18 protein-coding genes are annotated in these 18,007 nt (G+C 43.3%); 13 read left to right on the forward strand and 5 right to left on the reverse strand.

Going from position 1 to position 18,007, the window contains the following annotated elements; genetic code table 11:
- Positions 1 to 88 precede the first annotated feature (88 nt).
- Positions 89 to 826: a DNA polymerase sliding clamp gene (locus V7O62_RS11920; RefSeq protein WP_406656548.1), complete on the forward strand. Its 738-nt coding sequence runs from the start codon at positions 89 to 91 to the stop codon at positions 824 to 826.
- 4 nt (positions 827 to 830) lie between these two features.
- Positions 831 to 1,904, forward strand: a complete 1,074-nt coding sequence (gene priL, locus V7O62_RS11925; RefSeq protein ID WP_406656549.1) for a DNA primase regulatory subunit PriL — start codon at positions 831 to 833, stop codon at positions 1,902 to 1,904.
- An 8-nt stretch (positions 1,905 to 1,912) separates the two neighbouring features.
- Here priL and V7O62_RS11930 read toward each other — a convergent pair whose 3' ends face one another.
- Positions 1,913 to 3,232, reverse strand: a complete 1,320-nt coding sequence (locus tag V7O62_RS11930; protein ID WP_406656550.1) for a cobyrinate a,c-diamide synthase — start codon at positions 3,230 to 3,232, stop codon at positions 1,913 to 1,915.
- A 113-nt stretch (positions 3,233 to 3,345) separates the two neighbouring features.
- Here V7O62_RS11930 and moaA point away from each other — a divergent pair, with 113 nt between their 5' ends.
- A complete protein-coding gene (gene moaA, locus V7O62_RS11935; RefSeq protein WP_406656551.1) occupies positions 3,346 to 4,293 on the forward strand; it encodes a GTP 3',8-cyclase MoaA in 948 nt (315 codons plus the stop codon).
- Positions 4,271 to 4,420, forward strand: coding sequence for a hypothetical protein (locus V7O62_RS11940; RefSeq protein ID WP_406656552.1), 150 nt, complete (start codon positions 4,271 to 4,273; stop codon positions 4,418 to 4,420). The genes moaA and V7O62_RS11940 overlap by 23 nt, the downstream gene beginning before the upstream one ends.
- A gap of 48 nt (positions 4,421 to 4,468) precedes the next feature.
- On the opposite strand, the gene surE is transcribed toward V7O62_RS11940, so the two are convergent.
- From surE to V7O62_RS11955, 3 genes are all read right to left on the reverse strand, one after another.
- Positions 4,469 to 5,257 (reverse strand): 5'/3'-nucleotidase SurE, encoded by a 789-nt coding sequence (gene surE, locus V7O62_RS11945; protein WP_406656553.1) that lies wholly within the window; start codon positions 5,255 to 5,257, stop codon positions 4,469 to 4,471.
- A 72-nt stretch (positions 5,258 to 5,329) separates the two neighbouring features.
- Complete coding sequence (locus tag V7O62_RS11950; RefSeq protein WP_406656554.1) at positions 5,330 to 5,746, reverse strand: hypothetical protein; 417 nt, start codon at positions 5,744 to 5,746, stop codon at positions 5,330 to 5,332.
- 61 nt (positions 5,747 to 5,807) lie between these two features.
- The gene (locus V7O62_RS11955) at positions 5,808 to 6,101 is read right to left on the reverse strand and encodes a hypothetical protein (protein ID WP_406656555.1); all 294 of its coding nucleotides are present in this window, start codon (positions 6,099 to 6,101) and stop codon (positions 5,808 to 5,810) included.
- 279 nt (positions 6,102 to 6,380) lie between these two features.
- Here V7O62_RS11955 and alaS point away from each other — a divergent pair, with 279 nt between their 5' ends.
- The 4 genes from alaS (at position 6,381) to V7O62_RS11975 (ending at position 12,093) form a co-directional block, all read left to right on the forward strand.
- Positions 6,381 to 9,158 (forward strand): alanine--tRNA ligase, encoded by a 2,778-nt coding sequence (gene alaS / locus V7O62_RS11960; RefSeq protein WP_406656556.1) that lies wholly within the window; start codon positions 6,381 to 6,383, stop codon positions 9,156 to 9,158.
- Positions 9,159 to 9,168: 10 nt separating this feature from the next.
- The gene (gvpD, locus tag V7O62_RS11965; RefSeq protein ID WP_406656557.1) at positions 9,169 to 10,509 is read left to right on the forward strand and encodes a gas vesicle protein GvpD P-loop domain-containing protein; all 1,341 of its coding nucleotides are present in this window, start codon (positions 9,169 to 9,171) and stop codon (positions 10,507 to 10,509) included.
- Positions 10,510 to 10,595: 86 nt separating this feature from the next.
- Positions 10,596 to 11,654, forward strand: a complete 1,059-nt coding sequence (locus V7O62_RS11970) for a response regulator transcription factor (RefSeq protein ID WP_406656558.1) — start codon at positions 10,596 to 10,598, stop codon at positions 11,652 to 11,654.
- A gap of 67 nt (positions 11,655 to 11,721) precedes the next feature.
- Positions 11,722 to 12,093 carry a response regulator transcription factor gene (locus tag V7O62_RS11975; protein ID WP_406656559.1) on the forward strand — a complete coding sequence of 124 codons (372 nt, stop codon included), beginning with the start codon at positions 11,722 to 11,724 and terminating at the stop codon, positions 12,091 to 12,093.
- A gap of 5 nt (positions 12,094 to 12,098) precedes the next feature.
- Here V7O62_RS11975 and V7O62_RS11980 read toward each other — a convergent pair whose 3' ends face one another.
- Positions 12,099 to 13,115, reverse strand: coding sequence for a methyltransferase domain-containing protein (locus V7O62_RS11980; RefSeq protein ID WP_406656560.1), 1,017 nt, complete (start codon positions 13,113 to 13,115; stop codon positions 12,099 to 12,101).
- Between the two features lie 158 nt (positions 13,116 to 13,273).
- Here V7O62_RS11980 and V7O62_RS11985 point away from each other — a divergent pair, with 158 nt between their 5' ends.
- The 5 genes from V7O62_RS11985 (at position 13,274) to V7O62_RS12005 (ending at position 18,003) form a co-directional block, all read left to right on the forward strand.
- The gene (locus V7O62_RS11985) at positions 13,274 to 14,596 is read left to right on the forward strand and encodes a FlaD/FlaE family flagellar protein (protein WP_406656561.1); all 1,323 of its coding nucleotides are present in this window, start codon (positions 13,274 to 13,276) and stop codon (positions 14,594 to 14,596) included.
- A complete protein-coding gene (locus tag V7O62_RS11990; RefSeq protein WP_406656562.1) occupies positions 14,586 to 15,017 on the forward strand; it encodes a hypothetical protein in 432 nt (143 codons plus the stop codon). Before V7O62_RS11985 ends, V7O62_RS11990 begins: the two co-directional genes overlap by 11 nt.
- Before the next feature lie 96 nt (positions 15,018 to 15,113).
- Positions 15,114 to 15,620 (forward strand): flagellar protein G, encoded by a 507-nt coding sequence (locus V7O62_RS11995; protein WP_406656563.1) that lies wholly within the window; start codon positions 15,114 to 15,116, stop codon positions 15,618 to 15,620.
- Between the two features lie 9 nt (positions 15,621 to 15,629).
- Positions 15,630 to 16,325, forward strand: coding sequence for an ATPase domain-containing protein (locus V7O62_RS12000; RefSeq protein ID WP_406656564.1), 696 nt, complete (start codon positions 15,630 to 15,632; stop codon positions 16,323 to 16,325).
- A gap of 19 nt (positions 16,326 to 16,344) precedes the next feature.
- Positions 16,345 to 18,003, forward strand: coding sequence for a type II/IV secretion system ATPase subunit (locus tag V7O62_RS12005; protein WP_406656565.1), 1,659 nt, complete (start codon positions 16,345 to 16,347; stop codon positions 18,001 to 18,003).
- Positions 18,004 to 18,007 lie beyond the last annotated feature (4 nt).

Consider the following 18,007-nt stretch of genomic DNA (forward strand, 5'->3'; position numbering starts at 1 on the left):
TCAGACTTTCAGATTATTTTGAAGAAAGCTTTTATTATTAAATGTATATAACGACATAGAAATTAAATTTATTTGGCGGAGAATCCAGATGTTCAAGGCAACAATCGATGCAGATACACTTAAGAGTTCCATAGAGGCGCTTTCAGTTCTAGTTGATGAAGCGAGGTTCAAAATATCTCCTGAAGGATTTACGGTCAGGGCTGTAGACCCTGCCAATGTGGCGATGGTCAGTTTTGAACTGAGTTCTAATGCCTTTGATGAATTCACTGCCGACGACTGTGAAATAGGTATGGATCTGTCCAAGATCAATGATATTTTCAGTGTCGCTGGCAAGGAAGACAAAGTTATCATGGAGCTTGACGAGATGTCACAGAAGATGTCACTTCATCTTGGTGGCCTGTCCTATACCCTTGCATTGCTCGATCCCTCAACTATAAGGGCAGAGCCCAGAATTCCCCAGCTTGAGCTTCCTGCAGAGGTTGTCATGAACGGGAAAGATCTTCAAAGGGCGGTCAAGGCTGCGGAGAAGATAAGTGATCATATGCTTCTGGGTGTTGAAGGCGATGCATTCTATATGGAAGCCGAGGGAGATACGGACCGTGTAAGGTTGGACATCCCGCGTGACCAGTTGATAGACCTGAAATCTGGTGATGCCCGTTCGCTCTTCTCTCTGGATTACCTGTCTGATATAGTCAAGCCGGCTTCTAAATCAAATGAGGTTACCGTTGAGATCGGTAAAGATTTCCCGGTCAAGGTCGGCTTTACAATTGCAAATGGTTCTGGTAAGATAGGATATTTGCTGGCTCCACGTATCGAATCTGACTAAGGATATGGATCAAAAGGACCTTGCCTTATATCCCTATGTAAGTGAGGCTTCCCGTTATGTGGCGAGTCTTGATTTTTCCCTTGATCGGCTGATCTCTTCGAGAGCAATGGACTCGGCACGTCTGCGCGGCAAGGAGCGGGTGCTGCAGTCTATCGAGGGTGAGATTGCCAAACCCGGTCTTCTTAGTTCGGATGATCGGAAAATACTGATCGAACTGCTTTCCTATCCTTTCTCGCGTATACTTGTTTCGTGTATTGACGATCCTTTTCTGACAAGAAGATATTCACTGGCAGAGGCTGTTTCATCCTATAAGTCCCTTAAAGGCCAGGAGCTTAGTTTTCTCAAAGAGTTTGCTCTGGAATTTGGTATTCAGGCGAAGGATTATGATTCTGGTTTCAGGATGCACTTTACTGATTACATTCGTCTTGGAAGCACTTTAAAAGCAACTGAATGGAAACTTGTGAATCGTAAACTTGAACACGGTTATGTAAATGTTTCAAAAGATGAACTGGCCCGTCTTCTACAGGAAGGTATTAAGAACAGAATTGAAGGCGGTCTTCCGGTGTCAGTTCCGGAGGATGTCCAGCAGGCGTGTGAGCCATATCTTGAAGATATAAAGACTGCACTCCACGAACGTAAGACTACCTTTGGGGATGGATCCGAATTCGGCTCTGTGGAGAGCGGATTTTTTCCTCCGTGTGTTACCTATGCTATATCGCAAACACAGGGAGGTATCAACCTTGCGCACTCTATGAGGTTCGCAATGACCTCTTTCCTGCTTACAGTAGGAATGTCCGTGGATGATATCTTGAACCTTTTTACTTCTTCTCCTGACTTTGATGTTGAAAAGGCAAGATATCAGGTTGAGCATATAGCTGGCGCATCGGGGACAAATTACAAACCTCCTTCATGTGCAACTATGCAGACGTACGGCAACTGCTATTCTCCCGATGAGGTCTGCAAAAAGATTAAACATCCTTTAGGCTATTACCGGCGCAAAATCTGGTTCAAGAACAGGAATGCGCAAAAGCAGAATGTTAAGGCACCATCTGATAATAGTGCCAAAACGGAATCTTAATTGATTTCTTATCTGTGCTTATATTCCCTGCATTTATCCACAAAGCTTTTCACAGGGAATGAAGCAGGGTGTGCGTGGGTATAACTTGCCAGGGAGTTATGTTCGGTGATACAGTCCATGCCGTCCACGATCCCCTTCCCGCGTTTCATTTCGTAGATCAGTTTTGCATCGTCAGCACAATACGTTACCGAATAGTGGAACTCATGTCCTCTTACAGTTCCCTTTATAAAGTCACCCTTTGCAGTACCTTCGGTATATCCCAGTGCCTGTAGTTTCTTTGTCAGCACAGTCTCTGCAGGAAACAGGTCTGCCATTTTATGAACAGTGTCATCGATCTCATAGGATTTCGATAAATACTGAAGCCCGCCACACTCGCCGTAAATGGGCATGCCGTCGGCGGAGAGGTCTTTCAGGGATTTTGTGGTCTTTGAACTTTCCAACTCAGATATGTGGAGTTCGGGATAACCGCCTCCAAAATACATTCCGTCGACATCCGGAACTTCCTCCTTTATCGGACTGAAGAAAACAACTTCTGCTCCGGCCTGCCTGAAGGCATCGAACATGTCCTGGTAGTAGAAACAGAATGCACTATCCAGTGCAATACCTATCTTTACCTTGTCTTCCGAAGAGCTTTCTTCAACAGGTACATCTTCAACATCAGGTGCAGTTTCGGCTATGGAGATGATTGCATCCAGATCGATATTTTCCTCAATGAAACCTGCGAGTTCTGATGTGTCAAAATCCTGTTCATGAGCCATGAAAAGGCCAAGGTGCCTGGAGGGAACACTGACATCCTGGTTACGCGGAAGTGTGCCTACGACAGGAATGTCCTGAATAGCATCGATGATCATCTGTGAGTGTCTGGGGCTTCCTACTTTGTTGAGTATAACTCCGGCGACATTCACGTCCTTGTCGAATTCTGAAAATCCTTTGACCATTGCTGCTGCACTCCGTGACATTCCGTGAACATTGACCACCAGGATCACGGGGAGATTAAGTGATTTTGCAACATGTGCGGAACTTGCTATCTCGGTAGCTCCCATGCCATCGAAAAGTCCCATTACTCCTTCTATTACATTTATGTCGGCGTTCTGTGAGTGCCTGGAAAAAGTATTTTTGACTCCTTCAACCTGCATCATAAAAGTATCAAGATTCCTTGAAGGTTTACCACAAATAGCAGTGTGGTAGGTAGGATCGATATAATCAGGTCCCACTTTGAAGGGTTGTACATCCATATTTCTTTTTTTCAGGGCTGCCATTATTCCCATGGACACAGTGGTTTTTCCTACGCCACTATTTGTTCCCGCCAGCAGTACAGCTTTTGTCATGCAGGCTATTTTGTCTAATATGTATATATGCATTATTCTCCGGGTTACTGGAGCTGTCTAATTGAAAACTCCTTATTCAAAATAGTTAAATAAGCGAAGTCTATCTACGTACTATGAATTCATCAGGGGCACGTGTGACTCTGACAGACACATACGGACGAACTGTCAGAAGTCTGAGGATGTCCATAACCAACAGGTGCAACCTTAATTGTATTTATTGTCATAACGAAGGTGATCCTGGCAGTGTCAGAGAAATGTCAGTCGAGACTATTGTAAGTATTGTCAGGGCGGCTGCAGACCTTGGTGTTGACCGGCTGAAAATATCAGGAGGGGAACCTCTTCTCAGGAAAGATCTGGAAGATATCCTGACTGAGTTACCTCCACTCAGGGATGTTTCCCTGACTACCAATGCGATATTGCTAAAAGAGCGGGCATTATCCCTGAAAGAAGCTGGCCTGGATCGGGTAAACGTTAGTCTGGATACTCTTGATCCTGCAAAGTTTCGCATGATAACAAATTGCAAAAAGGATATTCTTGGAAAAGTACTTGCGGGAATTGAGGAAGCTGTTCGCGTAGGATTGACTCCTGTAAAAGTGAACATGGTTCTCCTGAAGGATCTAAATGAGAATGAGATCGAAGAAATGCTTGCATTTACAAAGCAGTTCAATGGAAATGTCATACTGCAATTGATTGAGCTTATGGATTTCAAGGATGTGGCGGATTTGCATGTCAATGCCGACGAAGTAGAGGGTGCGTTACTGGCGCGTTCCACTGACGTCAAAGTACGCCAGATGCACCACAGGAAAAAGTACATAATCAATGGTGCTGAAGTGGAGTTTGTACGTCCTGTTGACAACACGGAATTCTGTGCAAACTGCAACAGATTGCGTGTGACTGCAGATGGGAAGCTCAAACCTTGCCTGCTTGCAAACGATAATCTTGTAGACGTCTCAAACGCAAGCCCGGAAGAGCTGCCTGCACTTCTTCAGCTTGCAGTTAGCAGAAGAGTGCCTTTTTACACAGGAAGGAGAGATCAAAATGGAAGTAGAACTGACAGTTGATGGTAAAAACATCGAGATTAATCGTTTTGTACAACACATTCTGGGAAGCACTGTCGTAGGTGCAACAGGAACTCTGCGTGGAGTTGATGAAGACTGCGCAGAGATACTCCTGAAAATAAAAAAATAAATTATTCTTAATTTGCCTAAAAATCTTTTTCTTCTTATTATGGCATTTTTACAGCAGATGCTCTATTTCAGAAAAATCGATGGGTGATGTGGCATCAAGTGTGATAGGTGTCACCGATATGTTTCCTTTGCTGACAAGAGCATTCACGTCAGTGCCTTCCTCATCTTCACTTATAAGATCTCCAGCTATCCAGTAGTAGGGTCTGCCTCTTGGATCATGCCTTTCTTCCACCTCTGTCTTGAATAGCTTCCTTGAAAGCCGGGTGATCTCTATCTCCGTATCATCTTCTACATGGTAAGGAAGGTTGATATTCAGCAGGTCCACATTGTCTGGAAGTCCGTGCTGCAATACTTTCCTGGCGATCCGGTTGATTACTTTTATCCCGACTTCAAAGTCATGCTGGTAATCCCTATGGTCATCGAACTTATCTCCTTCTTCTTTTACCTGGACAGATGTGGCAATTGCAGGGATGCCGTAACTTGCTCCTTCAAGAGCTGCGCCTATGGTCCCGGAGGTCGTGATGGTATCGGTGCTGATGTTTTCTCCAATATTAAAACCTGAAAGTATGAGGTCTGGCTTTTGTTTCATGATCGTGAACATTCCGATTATTACCGAATCGGTTGGTGTCCCGCCTACGGCATTGACCTCAACACCATCAATTTTGGTGGTTGTGACTCTTAAAGGCTCAAAAATAGATATCGAACGTCCGACACCACTTTGCTGCATGATGGGTGCGGATACAGTTACTTCTCCCAGGTCTGCAACACTTCTATAGGCCGCTCTTATGCCTGCGGAATATACGCCATCATCATTTGTAAGAAGGATTTTTCTGGACATGGCCTACCTTTTGCAGATCAATCTCTTAAAACTAATGGCCAAAATAAAAAAGTACGGGGATATCCCGTAAAATTATACATTTGCAAAGACTTTTTTCCTTTCGCCGGATTGCATGTCGTATTCGGTACCTTCCGGAAGTTCGGCAAGGGCCTTGACATGTTCGATGACTTCAATATCTTCACTGATAGCATCAAGTTTACCGATTATATCGATAATTGTCTCATTTTGTTCTTCGTTGAGGCATTTATCGTCTTTTGCTATTTCGAGCAATATTGAAGCGTCATCTAAAACCTGTGCAAGGATAGTCCTGTCCATATACTGCCTTGCAAGGGCAGAATCGTTCCCTTTCATTGTTTCATTGAACTCATTCAAGTGAGTTTCAAAAAGGCCGATATCATAGTGTGCACTCCTGAAAATCTTCCTTACATAGTCTTCCCTATAGACCTGTTTGGAATTTTTCAAGACTTTCAGGAATTTTTTATAGTCCATTCTCTCTCGTCCTGTCACATACTTCAAAAAGAAATATGCTGTTTTCCCGTGCGTGAACTAGTTATTGTTTGGTGGCTGCCTTTCTCCTGAGTTCCAGATTTGTCTCTGCTTCAAGTGGGGCAGGTGCGATAAGCTTCAATGCTTCGTACATGTCAGTGAATTGTCCGCCGTTAACTTCGTATTCTCCTTCAATATCGATGCCGTATTCCTCTCTGTTTTCCTCAACAATGGGATCACACAGGTACACCTGTAGATTACCACCAGCATCCATGAAAACGGAAGGTCTAACTCCGGAGTTGCTGTACTCTTCGACCAAACCTCTAAACACTAATGACATATATCGCATTGATTCCATCGGTCATCACCATTAACCCTAGTTCTTGATCATCTATTTAAAGATAATGTACTTGATTTTTTGAGTATGTAGTTTTATTGACAGTTTTATGTTCACAATATAGTTATAATAAATCTATAGTTTTTGTGAAATCACACTCAGTCTAAATTATGATCTATGTATATTTATATTAATAATATAATTTTATTATCAGATGGATTCCTATAAGAAATGTTTTTAATCATTGGGGTATACTTGGAAGAATAAATTTCATCAAAGGATCATTTAGTTGGAATAATTATGCTTGAGGATGAATATCAGCTTGATTTTTTTTCTGAAAACGGTTTTATTAGGAAGCAGTGTTCAAAATGTGGTCAATTTTTCTGGACACGTGATGTCGACAGGAGTACATGCGGGGATGCCCCATGTGACCCCTATAGTTTCATAGGCAATCCGGTTTTCAAGAAAAAGTTCGACCTCGCTGAAATGAGGGAGTACTATCTTGAATTTTTCGAAGACAGAGGTCATACCAGACTGGAAAGATATCCTGTTGTTGCCAGGTGGAGGGATGACATTTATCTGACCATCGCTTCAATTGCTGATTTTCAGCCATTTGTCACTTCCGGCCAGGTAAAACCGCCGGCAAATCCGCTTACTATCTCCCAGCCATGCATCCGCCTTTCAGATCTTGATGCGGTAGGGCGAAGTGGTCGCCATCTAACTACTTTTGAGATGATGGCCCATCATGCCTTTAATAAAAAGGACGAAGAAATCTACTGGAAAGATCGCACAATGGAGTTGTGTGATGAGCTTTTCAATTCCCTTGGGGCTGACCCCCTGGCTGTGACTTATAAGGAGGAACCCTGGGCTGGCGGTGGTAATGCCGGTCCCTGTGTTGAAGCCCTTATAGGTGGCCTTGAAGTTGCCACGCTTGTTTTCATGAATCTGGAACAGTCAAAGGAAGGTGACATTCCAATAAAAGGTGAGCAATACCGTAAGATGGATGACTATATTGTTGATACGGGTTATGGCCTTGAGCGTTTTGTATGGGCTTCGAAGGGTTCTCCTACAATATACGATGCTGTTTTCCCCAACATTGTCAATGAACTCATGGAACTTGCAGGTCTTGAGCATGAGCTGGACAATTCAGAATATTCTAACATCCTTTCGCAGAATGCCCGCCTTGCAGGACTCATGGATGTAAGCGAGAAGGCAAATCTCTTCGAGCTTCGTAAACAGGTAGCTTCAAGTATTGGTACCACTGTGGACAAACTTTCGGCTATTATGGAACCTGTGGAGAATGTATATGCGATAACCGATCATACCCGCTGTCTCACCTTCATGCTGGCTGATGGCATAATTCCATCAAATGTCAAAGCAGGATATCTTGCACGCCTGGTGCTTCGCAGAACTCTGAGGATGATGAATGATATGGATATCAGGATTCCTCTGTCAGAGATAGTTGAGATGCACATCAATAATCTGCCAGAATATCCTGAATTTAGTGAGAAGCTTGATGTTATTCAGGATATACTGGAACATGAGGAAAGAAAATTCGCTGAGACCCTTGATCGTGGCAGGCGAATGATACAGAAATCTGCAAAACATTACAAGTCCTCAGGTGAGAAGATTCCTCTCTCAACGGTCATAGAGATGTATGACAGTCATGGCATCCCTCCTGAGATATCAAAACAGGTTGCGTCTGAAATGGGAGTAGATACCGAACTTCCTGATAATTTCTATTCGCTTGTTGCTGAGGGCCACAGCAAGGCCGAGGCTAAAGAGGAAAAAGTTTTCCCATATGCGGAAAAGGTCGAGAAACTCCCCGAAACAAAGCGTCTCTTTTATGACGAACCTACAAGGATGGAATTCGAGGCAGTTGTGCTGGATGTCTTTGATAATCATCTGGTGCTTGATAGTACCCTTTTCTATCCTGAAGGTGGTGGACAACCTGCAGATCATGGTACTATCACGGTCTATGATAATGTCCTGAATGTTATTGATGTTCAGGTTGTGGACGGTGTTGTTGTTCATATCATAGAAGATGTAGAAGATGAGCTTCACCTGAGAAAAGGTGACCTGGTTGTCGGAAAGGTAGATGAGGAACGGAGGATGGCTCATGCCTGCCACCACACTGCGACACATATTGTGAATGACGCAGCAAGGAAGGTACTTGGTGACCATGTGTGGCAGACCGGTGCACAGAAGGCAGTTGACCGTGCCCGCCTTGATATTTCTCACTACAAACGCATAACTCAGGATGAACTGAACCAGATGGAACTGATTGCCAACCGCACGGTGATGGAGAACCAGCGTGTTACTGCCGAGTGGATGGACCGTATTGATGCTGAGAAGAAGTATGGTTTCAAGCTCTATCAGGGAGGTGTCCCTCCGGGAAACACTATCCGTGTTCTCAAAGTTGCAGATGATGTTGAGGCCTGTGGAGGTACTCACTGTATAAGTACGGGACTTGTAGGCCCTATCAAGATCCTTAAGACTGAACGTATTCAGGATGGTGTGGAGCGTATCGAATATGCTGCCGGTCTTGCGGCAGTGAAGGCCACCCAAAAGATGGAATCCTATCTTGACCAGTCGGCAGAAGCACTGCGTGTACTTCCCGAACACCTGCCATCAACCATCGAGCGTTTCTTCGGTGAATGGAAAGAATTCAAGAAAGAAAACGAAAGGCTCAAAGATGAACTGGCACATGTACGTGTTGCAGGAATGGTCAGCGATGCCCTTGATGTCGATGGTGTCCGTGTGATTGCGAGTTTGATACCCAATGCAGACGTAGAAGAACTGGTGAAGGTCGCAGGTGAGCTTACACAGAACAAAGATGTCGTTGCCATACTTGCAAGTGATGCGGAAGGTGTCAAGATCGTTGCCGCCGCAGGCGATGACGCCTTGAAAGCCGGTGCAGATGCAGGTTCTATCGTCAGGGAAATGTCAAAAGTAGTTGGCGGCGGTGGTGGCGGTCGTCCGAATATGGCTCGTGGCGGTGGAGTCGATCCGTTGAAAGTCAACGACTCACTGGAATGCGGTGTATCTTTGTTAAAGGAACAGCTAAAGGCTGCTTAAGAGGTGAATTATGATTCCAGGGGAGATCGGGCAGTTCTTTTCTTCCCAGTTTGGGAAGTCCCTGCTCGTTAAAGGCAAACCAGGTACCGGTAAAACTACTTTCATATTCGGAATACTGAATGAGCTCTGTCCGGAAGGAAATTGCATTTACATTTCTCCCCGGATAGACAAATCCTCATCTTATGGTAAGTTCCCGTGGATTGAAGGGGATTTCAGCAATAATGAAGATTTCCTCAGAATGCTAGCTTCCAGAATCAAAGTCATCTGGGAATCGGGCGATTCAAAACCCATGATAGTAGTGGACTCCATAGATTCTCTGAGTATTGCGACAACAAGATCCTCCCAGTGGGAAGATAACAAGTTCGAACTTGAACGTCTCCTTTCTGATTTTTCCAGGAAGGTGAATGCAGATCTTGTACTTATCACCGAACAGACTGAGGTCACTTCTCTTGATTACCTTGTCGATGGAGTAGTGTCTCTGGAAGTTTCTGAGATATCAGATGCTGACATACGCAAGGTTCAGTTACACAAGCTCCGGGGAGTCGGTATGTCTCAGTCAAGATATGTTTTTACGCTGGAAGGAGGTAGCTTTACAAGCTTTGAACCCTTCGGGGTTTCTTATCCTCAAGCGACTGCAGTTCCTGATCCTGTTCCTGATCCGATTGAGAGTAAAATATCCACAGGAAGTCCTGATTTTGATAATATTCTTACTGGAGGGTACCAGAAAGGCAGTTTCAACCTTTTTGAGATCACAAGCGGTGTGGGTGATTCCTTTTACAGTCTCTTGCTTCCTACATTTATCAATCATTTGAACCTGGGTAGGGGGATGCTGAGTATTCCTACTGAGGGTACTAGTGTTGAAACCGAGAAAAGACTCATCTCTCCCTTCACTACAGAACATGTTTTTCCCGGACAGTTCAAGGGTTTTGAGATACGTGACCTTAAGGGACGTATTCCTCCCTATATAGCAGCATTTTCGGGTAATGTCTATAAGGATATGGATGTGTTCTATCAGTCAAAGAATGAGATGATGCGTCAACATGGTTCTCCTCTTCTTGATTATATCGGGCTGGATAGTATGGAATACAACTATGGCTGGGAAAACATAGGTTCTATTATAGGCCAAATGGCGTCAGTAACCAAAACTACTGACAATGTTGTTCTTGCAGTTGCAAAACACGGTCAGAAGATCACTGATTCTGTAGCGCACATGGCCACAACTCACTGGAAGTTTGAGAACGTTGACAAGACTTTGGTAATGTATGGTATTGTTCCGAAAACCGGATTGTATGTTGCTCAAATGGATTTCGACTCCGGCTATCCGCAGGTCCGGCTCACTCCGATCAAATAATGCTTCATTTTTTTTATATAATACATCCCAAACATTAATAAGAAAATAAAACCAATATTGATAAAACAATATAAAGGTAAGGGATAATGGAAGATCGGACTTCTGAAATTCTGGCGACACTTAGGAATGAACTGTCAAGTAAAAGTTCATTGTTCTTTGCTCCAGTTGATAGTTTTGTTGAGCGTTTAGTCTATTTTCATGTACATGATATACTTAAGAACAATACCGGCAGGAATGTTGTCTGGTTATGTCTGAATTCTTCAAGAGATAAAGTGCTGAATAAGTTCGAAGACTTCGGATTTGATAACACTGAGTTTATGGATCGTCTATGGTTTATAGACATCGAAGTACCGGGAAAGCCGCCACAGAAAAATACATTTTATTGCAGCTCTCCTGCAGATTACACAAAGATAGCATCACATGTAGCCAACTTATTTGAAAAGAATCCACAATCCCTGCTTGTAATTGACAACATGAATGTCATCGCCACTGACACCCTGCAGGTCGTTGAGAACTTCATGCAGTTCATCGAGAAAAAGATCCGGGAAAAGGAGGGTGGCATAGTTTCTATTCTTCTGAAGGATATACTCTCTAATGATACGGAAATGCTGATAAAATCCTTTTTTGATGTGGTGCTTGAAACTACCAACATCGGTGAGGTACATACCCAGGTTGGATTGAAGGACTTTGACTTCCTTTATACTGTAGAAGAGGGGTCAATCAAACTAGAATATTCAAGAAAGAAAATCCGACATGAAAAGCTGAAAATATTGATTGTGGATGATGAACCTGATATTCCGGAACTCCTAAAATTATCTCTTATAAGTGAGCCCTACGAATTCCTGGTTGCCTACAATGGTGAGCAGGCAATAGATGCTACACTTAAGGAACAACCGGATTTGATACTGCTTGATATCATGATGCCGGATATGGATGGTTATGAGGTTGTTGAACAACTCAAGAAAAGCAAAACGGCCAGTGACATCCCTGTTATAATGATATCTGCAAAAACGGCAGTAGAAGATAAGGTAAAAGGTATGGAGCTTGGTATAGATGACTACATATCAAAGCCTTTTGATAAAAGGGAAGTCAAAGCCCGGATTAAGATGGTCATGAGGAGGCTTGGCTGGTCAGAAGAGGATTAATTATATAATTAAAGAGTATATTATATTCTGTTCTAAAAAGATTATTCTTTTCCAGGAGTTAAAAAAAATGTGTCCCAAAGTCATGGTCGTAGATGATGAGCCAGATACCATAGACCTTGTGAAACTTATTCTTGAATCCGAGGGCATCGATGTCATGGGCGCAAGCAGCGGCTTTGAGTGTCTTGAGTTCATAAAGGAAGATCTTCCTGATGCTGTCCTGCTTGATATCATGATGCCTGATATGAATGGATGGGAAACCTTCCATAAAATAAAGGAAAGTAATCCCGGGCTTCCTGTTGCCATGCTGACTGTAAAAAGCCAGGAATTCGATAAAATGCTGGGTTTGCATGTTATCAAAGCCGATGACTATATTACAAAACCCTTCAGCAGAAAAGAATTAATAAAAAGGACAAAATCCCTGCTGGAATTAAACGACTAGTAATCTCATAATGCCTCACATAATATGGCAACTTCATCTTTAAGGAAAAGATGTGCTTTTTTGTTTCCTTTGATGCCTTCTTCTAGCCGGTTGCGGATATTCCAGTATTCTTTTGGATCCACCGCAGCTCTCAATAATATCTCTCCAAAATCGTGTTTTTTAAGGTAATCATTTATCGACGGAATGTCAAAAGTTAAAGTATCCAGTACTTTATAACTGTTCTTGAACAAACAGTGGTCTATTTGTTCCGCAGATGTTAGAAAAATACGTTTCTTGTCGACCTGGAATATGCTGGTATCTGATGCCTGTTTCCTAATTTCTTCCGCCAGTTGTGCAAGGAGTCCTGCTCTTTCTACGGATTCTTCCGGCTCATAGGCATACAATGCCGGTTCTTTGCTTCTCCGGATATCTGGCATCTTATTCTTTGATTCGATTCTGGCTCCTGAAGGCAGGGCTATGGCTGAGACCTCACACTTCTTCAGGTCTCCGAAGTACAGGTTTAAACGATTCATTTTACCTTCGAGGGACAGATATTCCCTTTCGCAGTCAAAAGGAACTCTTTCGGGTGTCAGTTTTGGGGGTGCCTCAAAGGCAAAATTATATGTTTTTGTGCCATAGGCTGCAATTACTTCAGGAATCGATGGCTGCATGTTTTTTATTTCGCGCATCTTCTCACTTGCTGGTCTTGCCGGATCTGAGAATACTACATCAAGCTGGGGCAAGTTGTCGATAGTTTCAGGAGAAAGTGCATCCCCGCAGATGAATTCCACATTTTCAATTCCAAGCTGCGCGCAGTTTTTCCTGGCATATGCTATTTTTTTGGGATCTATTTCTACTGCATAGACTTGTTCGCATTCTTTTGCAAAATAAATAGTCTGTCCACCGATTCCACAACTAATGTCTGCAATGGTATTACATTTTAAGCGCTTAGCCCTGTATCTGGCAACCTCTTCAGGGGTTGCAAATCTTACTCCGTCCTTGTCGGAAAATACCCGATGTTCAAATTTTTTCTTGCGTGTCACTTTTATCTTCGAAACAATGGTCTGTCAAATGATTTAAATCCACCTTAGCATCCTTGAAATATGCAAAACAATTTCATTCAATATTCTTATATAATATTGAACATATATTCAACTAGCTATAGATATATCTAACAAACTCGATTCTGTTATGTGAAACCATGCCCGGCTTAAGCGATAAAATAAAGAAGGCAACTTCCGGTATCCTTGGTAAAAAAGGAAAAAAGAAGGGAGGAAGCTCTCCGTTTGGTTCAGGTGAACCTCCTTTCCTGGATGGAGTTCCCGATCTTAACTCTGTTCCGGATCTGTCTTCAGGCATGCCTCCGGGTTTGCAAGCTCCCTCTCCTTCTGCAGGTCCTCCTGGTATGAATCCTCCGGGAATGCCTGATGGAGCTTCTCCTGCTGGTGCTCCTCCTGGCATGGGAGGCCCAGGTTTGCCGGGAGCATCTGATCAATCCAGTTCTTCAGAGAACAAGGAAGCTATCGAGTCAAATACTAAAAAGATCAAGGATATAGAGACGAAGGTTTCCAAAGCTGACGTGACCTTGAGTATGGTGCAACGTGAGAATGAAGAGATCAAGAAGACCGTGGAGAAGATAGACCAGAGTGTGCTTGAATTGCTTTCACTGTATGAGATCGTATCCAATCAGGTAAATCCTTTTGTAGGTGATGATGTAGCTTCCAGGGCTACAATAGAACGATTTGAGAAAGCTGAGAAAAGGATTACCGAAATTAGCGATCTGCTGGTTGTTTTCAAGAATGATCTGGATTCTGTTGACCACAAATTGAACCTGCCTGGTATCTCCGGTGAAATTGACTCCAAGATGCAGGATGTGGAATCCAAACTGACCGCATTTGCAGATGCCATGTCTATGCTTCATGAGAGCATAGAGCAATTGACATTAAAGACAGAGGAACTCACGAACAAGAACGAACTCATCGACCAGAATATCCTTGAACTCGCGGAGACAACAAGTTCCATTTCCTTAAGGGTCGATGAGATTGAAAGAGAAGGTGTCCCGGTATCTTCAAAATCATCCGTATCGAATGCTGCAGGGGAGTCTGAGGAAATAATTGCAGATCCTGAAGAGAATGAAGGCACCCAAAAGAATCCTAAAGAACTAATTCCAATGGTCCGCCTGGAAAACATAAGAACCGATCCCACAAGTGTTGTTGTGTTGCTAAACTGGATAGAATTCCTGATGGAACGCGTAGGCAGGAATAACCTTATGGATGCACTTGATTATTATGTGGATATTGGATGGATAAGTGAGGATGTAAGGGCCGAGGTAATGGCATATGCCCGCGGAATAGATTATTATGTTGAGAAACCTACCTGGCGTCTTCTTCCGGAAGATCATACAAAATCCCTGCTTTTTGTTGAGCGATTATGTGGACGCAAGATCGATCGCAACATGCTTAGTTCCATAGACCGGGAAATGTCAAAAGTGAAACACGGTTTGGAGGAACTTTATGGGATTTGAGGTCTCGGTTGTTGTTACTATCTTCTTTATTTCAGCTGTCATTGTAGGTACTCTCTCGTACACAATTCTGACAACCTCCTCCGATATAGCTGCTGATGCGTCTGCTGAGCAACATCAGATGCAGAGTAAACGCCTGAACACGGACCTTGAAATTGATAATTCGGTTGCAGGTGTCTTCAACGGGACCTATGATCTTACTGTCACTATGACGAATACGGGCAGCGAAACTCTCCGCTTTGATGATCTCAATGTTCTCATTGACGGGAGCCTTAAAGAATATTCTTTTTCCGATACCGCAGTTACATGGGTTCCGGAAGAAACACGCAATCTCACCGTATCTAATTTAACAGGTACGGGAACCCATCGTGTAAAAGTCGTAACCGAGAACGGTATTGCTGACTACGGTACTTATGTAGTTTGATATATTCATAATCGGCTGGTGTCAAATTTATATACTATTGACAATATATAATAAATCCGATTATATTGGCAATATCAGACCAGACGGTAACAAAGTATGAGGGATGAACATCTTTACCCACAACATCCGTTTTTCGGATGTGAAAAAGCAGAGACGGCTGTAACTCACATGATATTCTTCATAGCAGCCATAATAATTGCAATGGGAGTTGTTACTGTACTTTCTGCCGACATACAGTCCATGGTCTCATCTTCTTCTGTCAACAGCAAATTGCTTTCCGAACAAATCAGGACGGATATAACGATTGTTAATGACCCCTATATCATTCCGTATGATGCAACCGGGCACTATTATACCTTCTATGCAAAAAACACCGGTAAAACAGAGCTTGCTCCGGAATTCATTACTGTCCTTGTAGATGGTATCCTGATAGAATCCACCGACATGGATGTTGATTTGCCTGATGGTGATGTCGTATGGCGTCCGGGGGATGTTCTGCTGGTCAATGTGACCACAACCCCTGATCCTCTTGAGGCGGGGGATCATCGCGTAGTTATTGCGGCGGAGAATGGCAAATCCGGTGGCATGAACTTTATAACATAACGGAGGAAAATGTCAAAGATCAATTCATTCGAAATACCAAGGGATGAACTCAATGCAAAGCTTGGAGGAGGTTTTCCCGGAGGTTCCCTTGTAGTTATAGAAGGCGGAAGTGGAGGTGGAAAAAGTTCTATCACTCAGCGCCTAGCATATGGTCTTAACGAAAACGAAGTCAGTGTAACGTTCGTTTCCACACAAATGACCACAAAGGGATTCATCAATCAGATGTATTCCATGGATTACCCGATTGCTCCTTTTTTGCTAAATGGTAATCTGCTGTATATCCCCGTTATACCTCTTGTGCAGGCAGCAAAATCCCGTTTCGATTTTCTCGAGAGGCTGATGGCTGCTGAAGAGTTATTCGAAAAGAATGTGATCATTATAGATACGATCTCATCGCTCATAAAGTACAGTGCAAACACCGAAAAAAGTCTTGATCTGATCTCCTTTTTTAAAAAACTGAACGGTATGGGTAAGGTCATCATCCTTACCATCGAGCCTAATCAGCTTAGCGAGGACATAGCTGCGATGTTCAGGTCATCCTGTGATGTTTACATAACTCTTAAATCAAGGCCTCTGGGAAGCGAAGTAAAGCGTACTATCGTTGTCAATAAATTCACGGGCGCAAAAGGTCCTGTGGGCCAGATGGTCGGTTTCAGGATCGAGCCCAAGGTAGGTCTTGTTGTAGAGATAGCTTCTGTATCATAATGATGAAGAAGGCGATTGAATGGATCAGGAATTTGAGAAAGCGATACAGAGAAATCCGCACCTTGGTGAATATGTCAAAAAGTTCATGCAGGAGAATGGTGAGGATGAACCAACTTTTGTGGTAAGTCTTTCCAAGGACCTCAGTAAAGACTATGTCAATATTATTCTACCAGTAGGAGACCCGGTATTCATTCATCTTTATGGTGGTGAGGAACTTGGTGAAGTACGTTACTATGGTATCGAACCAACATTGAATGATCTTGAAAAGAAAAAATATGATGCTGTCCTTAGCATTATACTTGAAAAATCTGCAAGGGAATCTGTACCGGAATCGGAATCTGAGCTCAAGGACCTTATTACTAAACTCCTGAACGGATCGATTGATATAGGTGAAGGCGGAGACCTGGATTCTGAAGATCAGGGAAAATTCAATGTACTCCAGAAATTGATGCCGGTCCAGAAGCAGGTTCCTATGACTCAGAAGGAGTATAATAAAATACTCTATCATATTGAAAGGAACATTATCGGTTCCGGCCCCATCGAGCCCATTATCAGGGATCCTTATCTTGAAGATATCAGCAGTATCGGAGTGGACAATGTCTTTATTGTTCACAAGATATTCGATACGGTAAAAACCGATCTTACTTTTGGGGATGAACAGGGGCTTGACAACTGGCTAAGGAGTATGAGTGAGCGTATCGGTCGTCCTGTGAGTGATGCAAGGCCAATTGCTGACGGTGCACTCCCCGATGGGTCTCGTATCAATATCATCTACAGTATAGATGTCAGTAAGCGTGGTAGCAGCTTTACCATGCGTAAGTTCAGTGAGGTTCCGGTGAGTATTATCCAGCTTATAAACTGGGGTGCATTGAATGCGGAAATGGCAGCTTATATGTGGATGTGTCTTGAAAATGGTATGAGTATATTCTTCAGTGGTGAAACTGCAAGTGGAAAGACTACAATGCTTAATGCGTGTCTTGCCTTTGTCAACCCCAAGGCAAAGATATTCTCCGCAGAAGATACAGCCGAGGTCCAGCCTCCTCAGCCGGTGTGGCAGCAGTTGATCACCCGTGAGGAAGGTCCACCCGAATCAAGGGTAGATACCTTTGCCCTGCTTAAAGCTGCTCTTCGTTCCAGGCCAAACTACATTATCGTAGGTGAAATTCGAGGAGCTGAAGGTAACGTGGCTTTCCAGGGTATGCAGACAGGTCACCCCGTACTTGCAACGTTCCACGCATCTGCTGTTTCGAAGATGATCCAGCGTCTCACAGCAGACCCGATCAATGTGCCTGTAACTTTTATTGACAATTTGAACATTGCAATGATACTTTCAGCCGTCTACCGTAAGGGTAAGTTTCTCAGGCGTGCCCTTGCAATTGAGGAAATAGAGGGCTATTATGAGGAAATCGGTGGTGTTGCAACCAGGGCCGTTTTCCAATGGGAACCGGATACTGATAAGCATAAATTTCGTGGTCTGAATAACAGTTACATACTTGAGGATAAGATAGCCACAAAACTTGGGTATGAAGATAAGAGGATGATATACCAGGATCTTTTCCTCAGGGCAAGGATACTGGAAGAAATGCGGTCAAGAGGCATTGATGACTATTATGAAGTACTTGAAATTATCGTGAACTTCTATAAACACGGTGTTGATGGTCTTCCTTTCTCTGTATAAGGTG

Source organism: Methanolobus sp. ZRKC2 (assembly GCF_045291185.1).
In the GTDB taxonomy this organism is placed as follows: domain Archaea; phylum Halobacteriota; class Methanosarcinia; order Methanosarcinales; family Methanosarcinaceae; genus Methanolobus.

Excerpts from the sequence above, each read along its gene's own strand:
- surE (WP_406656553.1), bottom strand. The coding sequence starts at position 5,257 with ATGTCCAGAAAAATCCTTCTTACAAATGATGATGGCGTATATTCCGCA.
- V7O62_RS11955 (WP_406656555.1), bottom strand. The coding sequence starts at position 6,101 with ATGGAATCAATGCGATATATGTCATTAGTGTTTAGAGGTTTGGTCGAA.
- V7O62_RS12005 (WP_406656565.1), top strand. The coding sequence starts at position 16,345 with ATGGATCAGGAATTTGAGAAAGCGATACAGAGAAATCCGCACCTTGGT.
- V7O62_RS12000 (WP_406656564.1), top strand. The coding sequence starts at position 15,630 with ATGTCAAAGATCAATTCATTCGAAATACCAAGGGATGAACTCAATGCA.
- gvpD (WP_406656557.1), top strand. The coding sequence starts at position 9,169 with ATGATTCCAGGGGAGATCGGGCAGTTCTTTTCTTCCCAGTTTGGGAAG.
- priL (WP_406656549.1), top strand. The coding sequence starts at position 831 with ATGGATCAAAAGGACCTTGCCTTATATCCCTATGTAAGTGAGGCTTCC.
- V7O62_RS11940 (WP_406656552.1), top strand. The coding sequence starts at position 4,271 with ATGGAAGTAGAACTGACAGTTGATGGTAAAAACATCGAGATTAATCGT.
- V7O62_RS11995 (WP_406656563.1), top strand. The coding sequence starts at position 15,114 with ATGAGGGATGAACATCTTTACCCACAACATCCGTTTTTCGGATGTGAA.
- V7O62_RS11930 (WP_406656550.1), bottom strand. The coding sequence starts at position 3,232 with ATGACAAAAGCTGTACTGCTGGCGGGAACAAATAGTGGCGTAGGAAAA.
- moaA (WP_406656551.1), top strand. The coding sequence starts at position 3,346 with ATGAATTCATCAGGGGCACGTGTGACTCTGACAGACACATACGGACGA.
- V7O62_RS11950 (WP_406656554.1), bottom strand. The coding sequence starts at position 5,746 with ATGGACTATAAAAAATTCCTGAAAGTCTTGAAAAATTCCAAACAGGTC.
- alaS (WP_406656556.1), top strand. The coding sequence starts at position 6,381 with ATGCTTGAGGATGAATATCAGCTTGATTTTTTTTCTGAAAACGGTTTT.
- V7O62_RS11990 (WP_406656562.1), top strand. The coding sequence starts at position 14,586 with ATGGGATTTGAGGTCTCGGTTGTTGTTACTATCTTCTTTATTTCAGCT.
- V7O62_RS11920 (WP_406656548.1), top strand. The coding sequence starts at position 89 with ATGTTCAAGGCAACAATCGATGCAGATACACTTAAGAGTTCCATAGAG.
- V7O62_RS11970 (WP_406656558.1), top strand. The coding sequence starts at position 10,596 with ATGGAAGATCGGACTTCTGAAATTCTGGCGACACTTAGGAATGAACTG.
- V7O62_RS11975 (WP_406656559.1), top strand. The coding sequence starts at position 11,722 with ATGTGTCCCAAAGTCATGGTCGTAGATGATGAGCCAGATACCATAGAC.
- V7O62_RS11985 (WP_406656561.1), top strand. The coding sequence starts at position 13,274 with ATGCCCGGCTTAAGCGATAAAATAAAGAAGGCAACTTCCGGTATCCTT.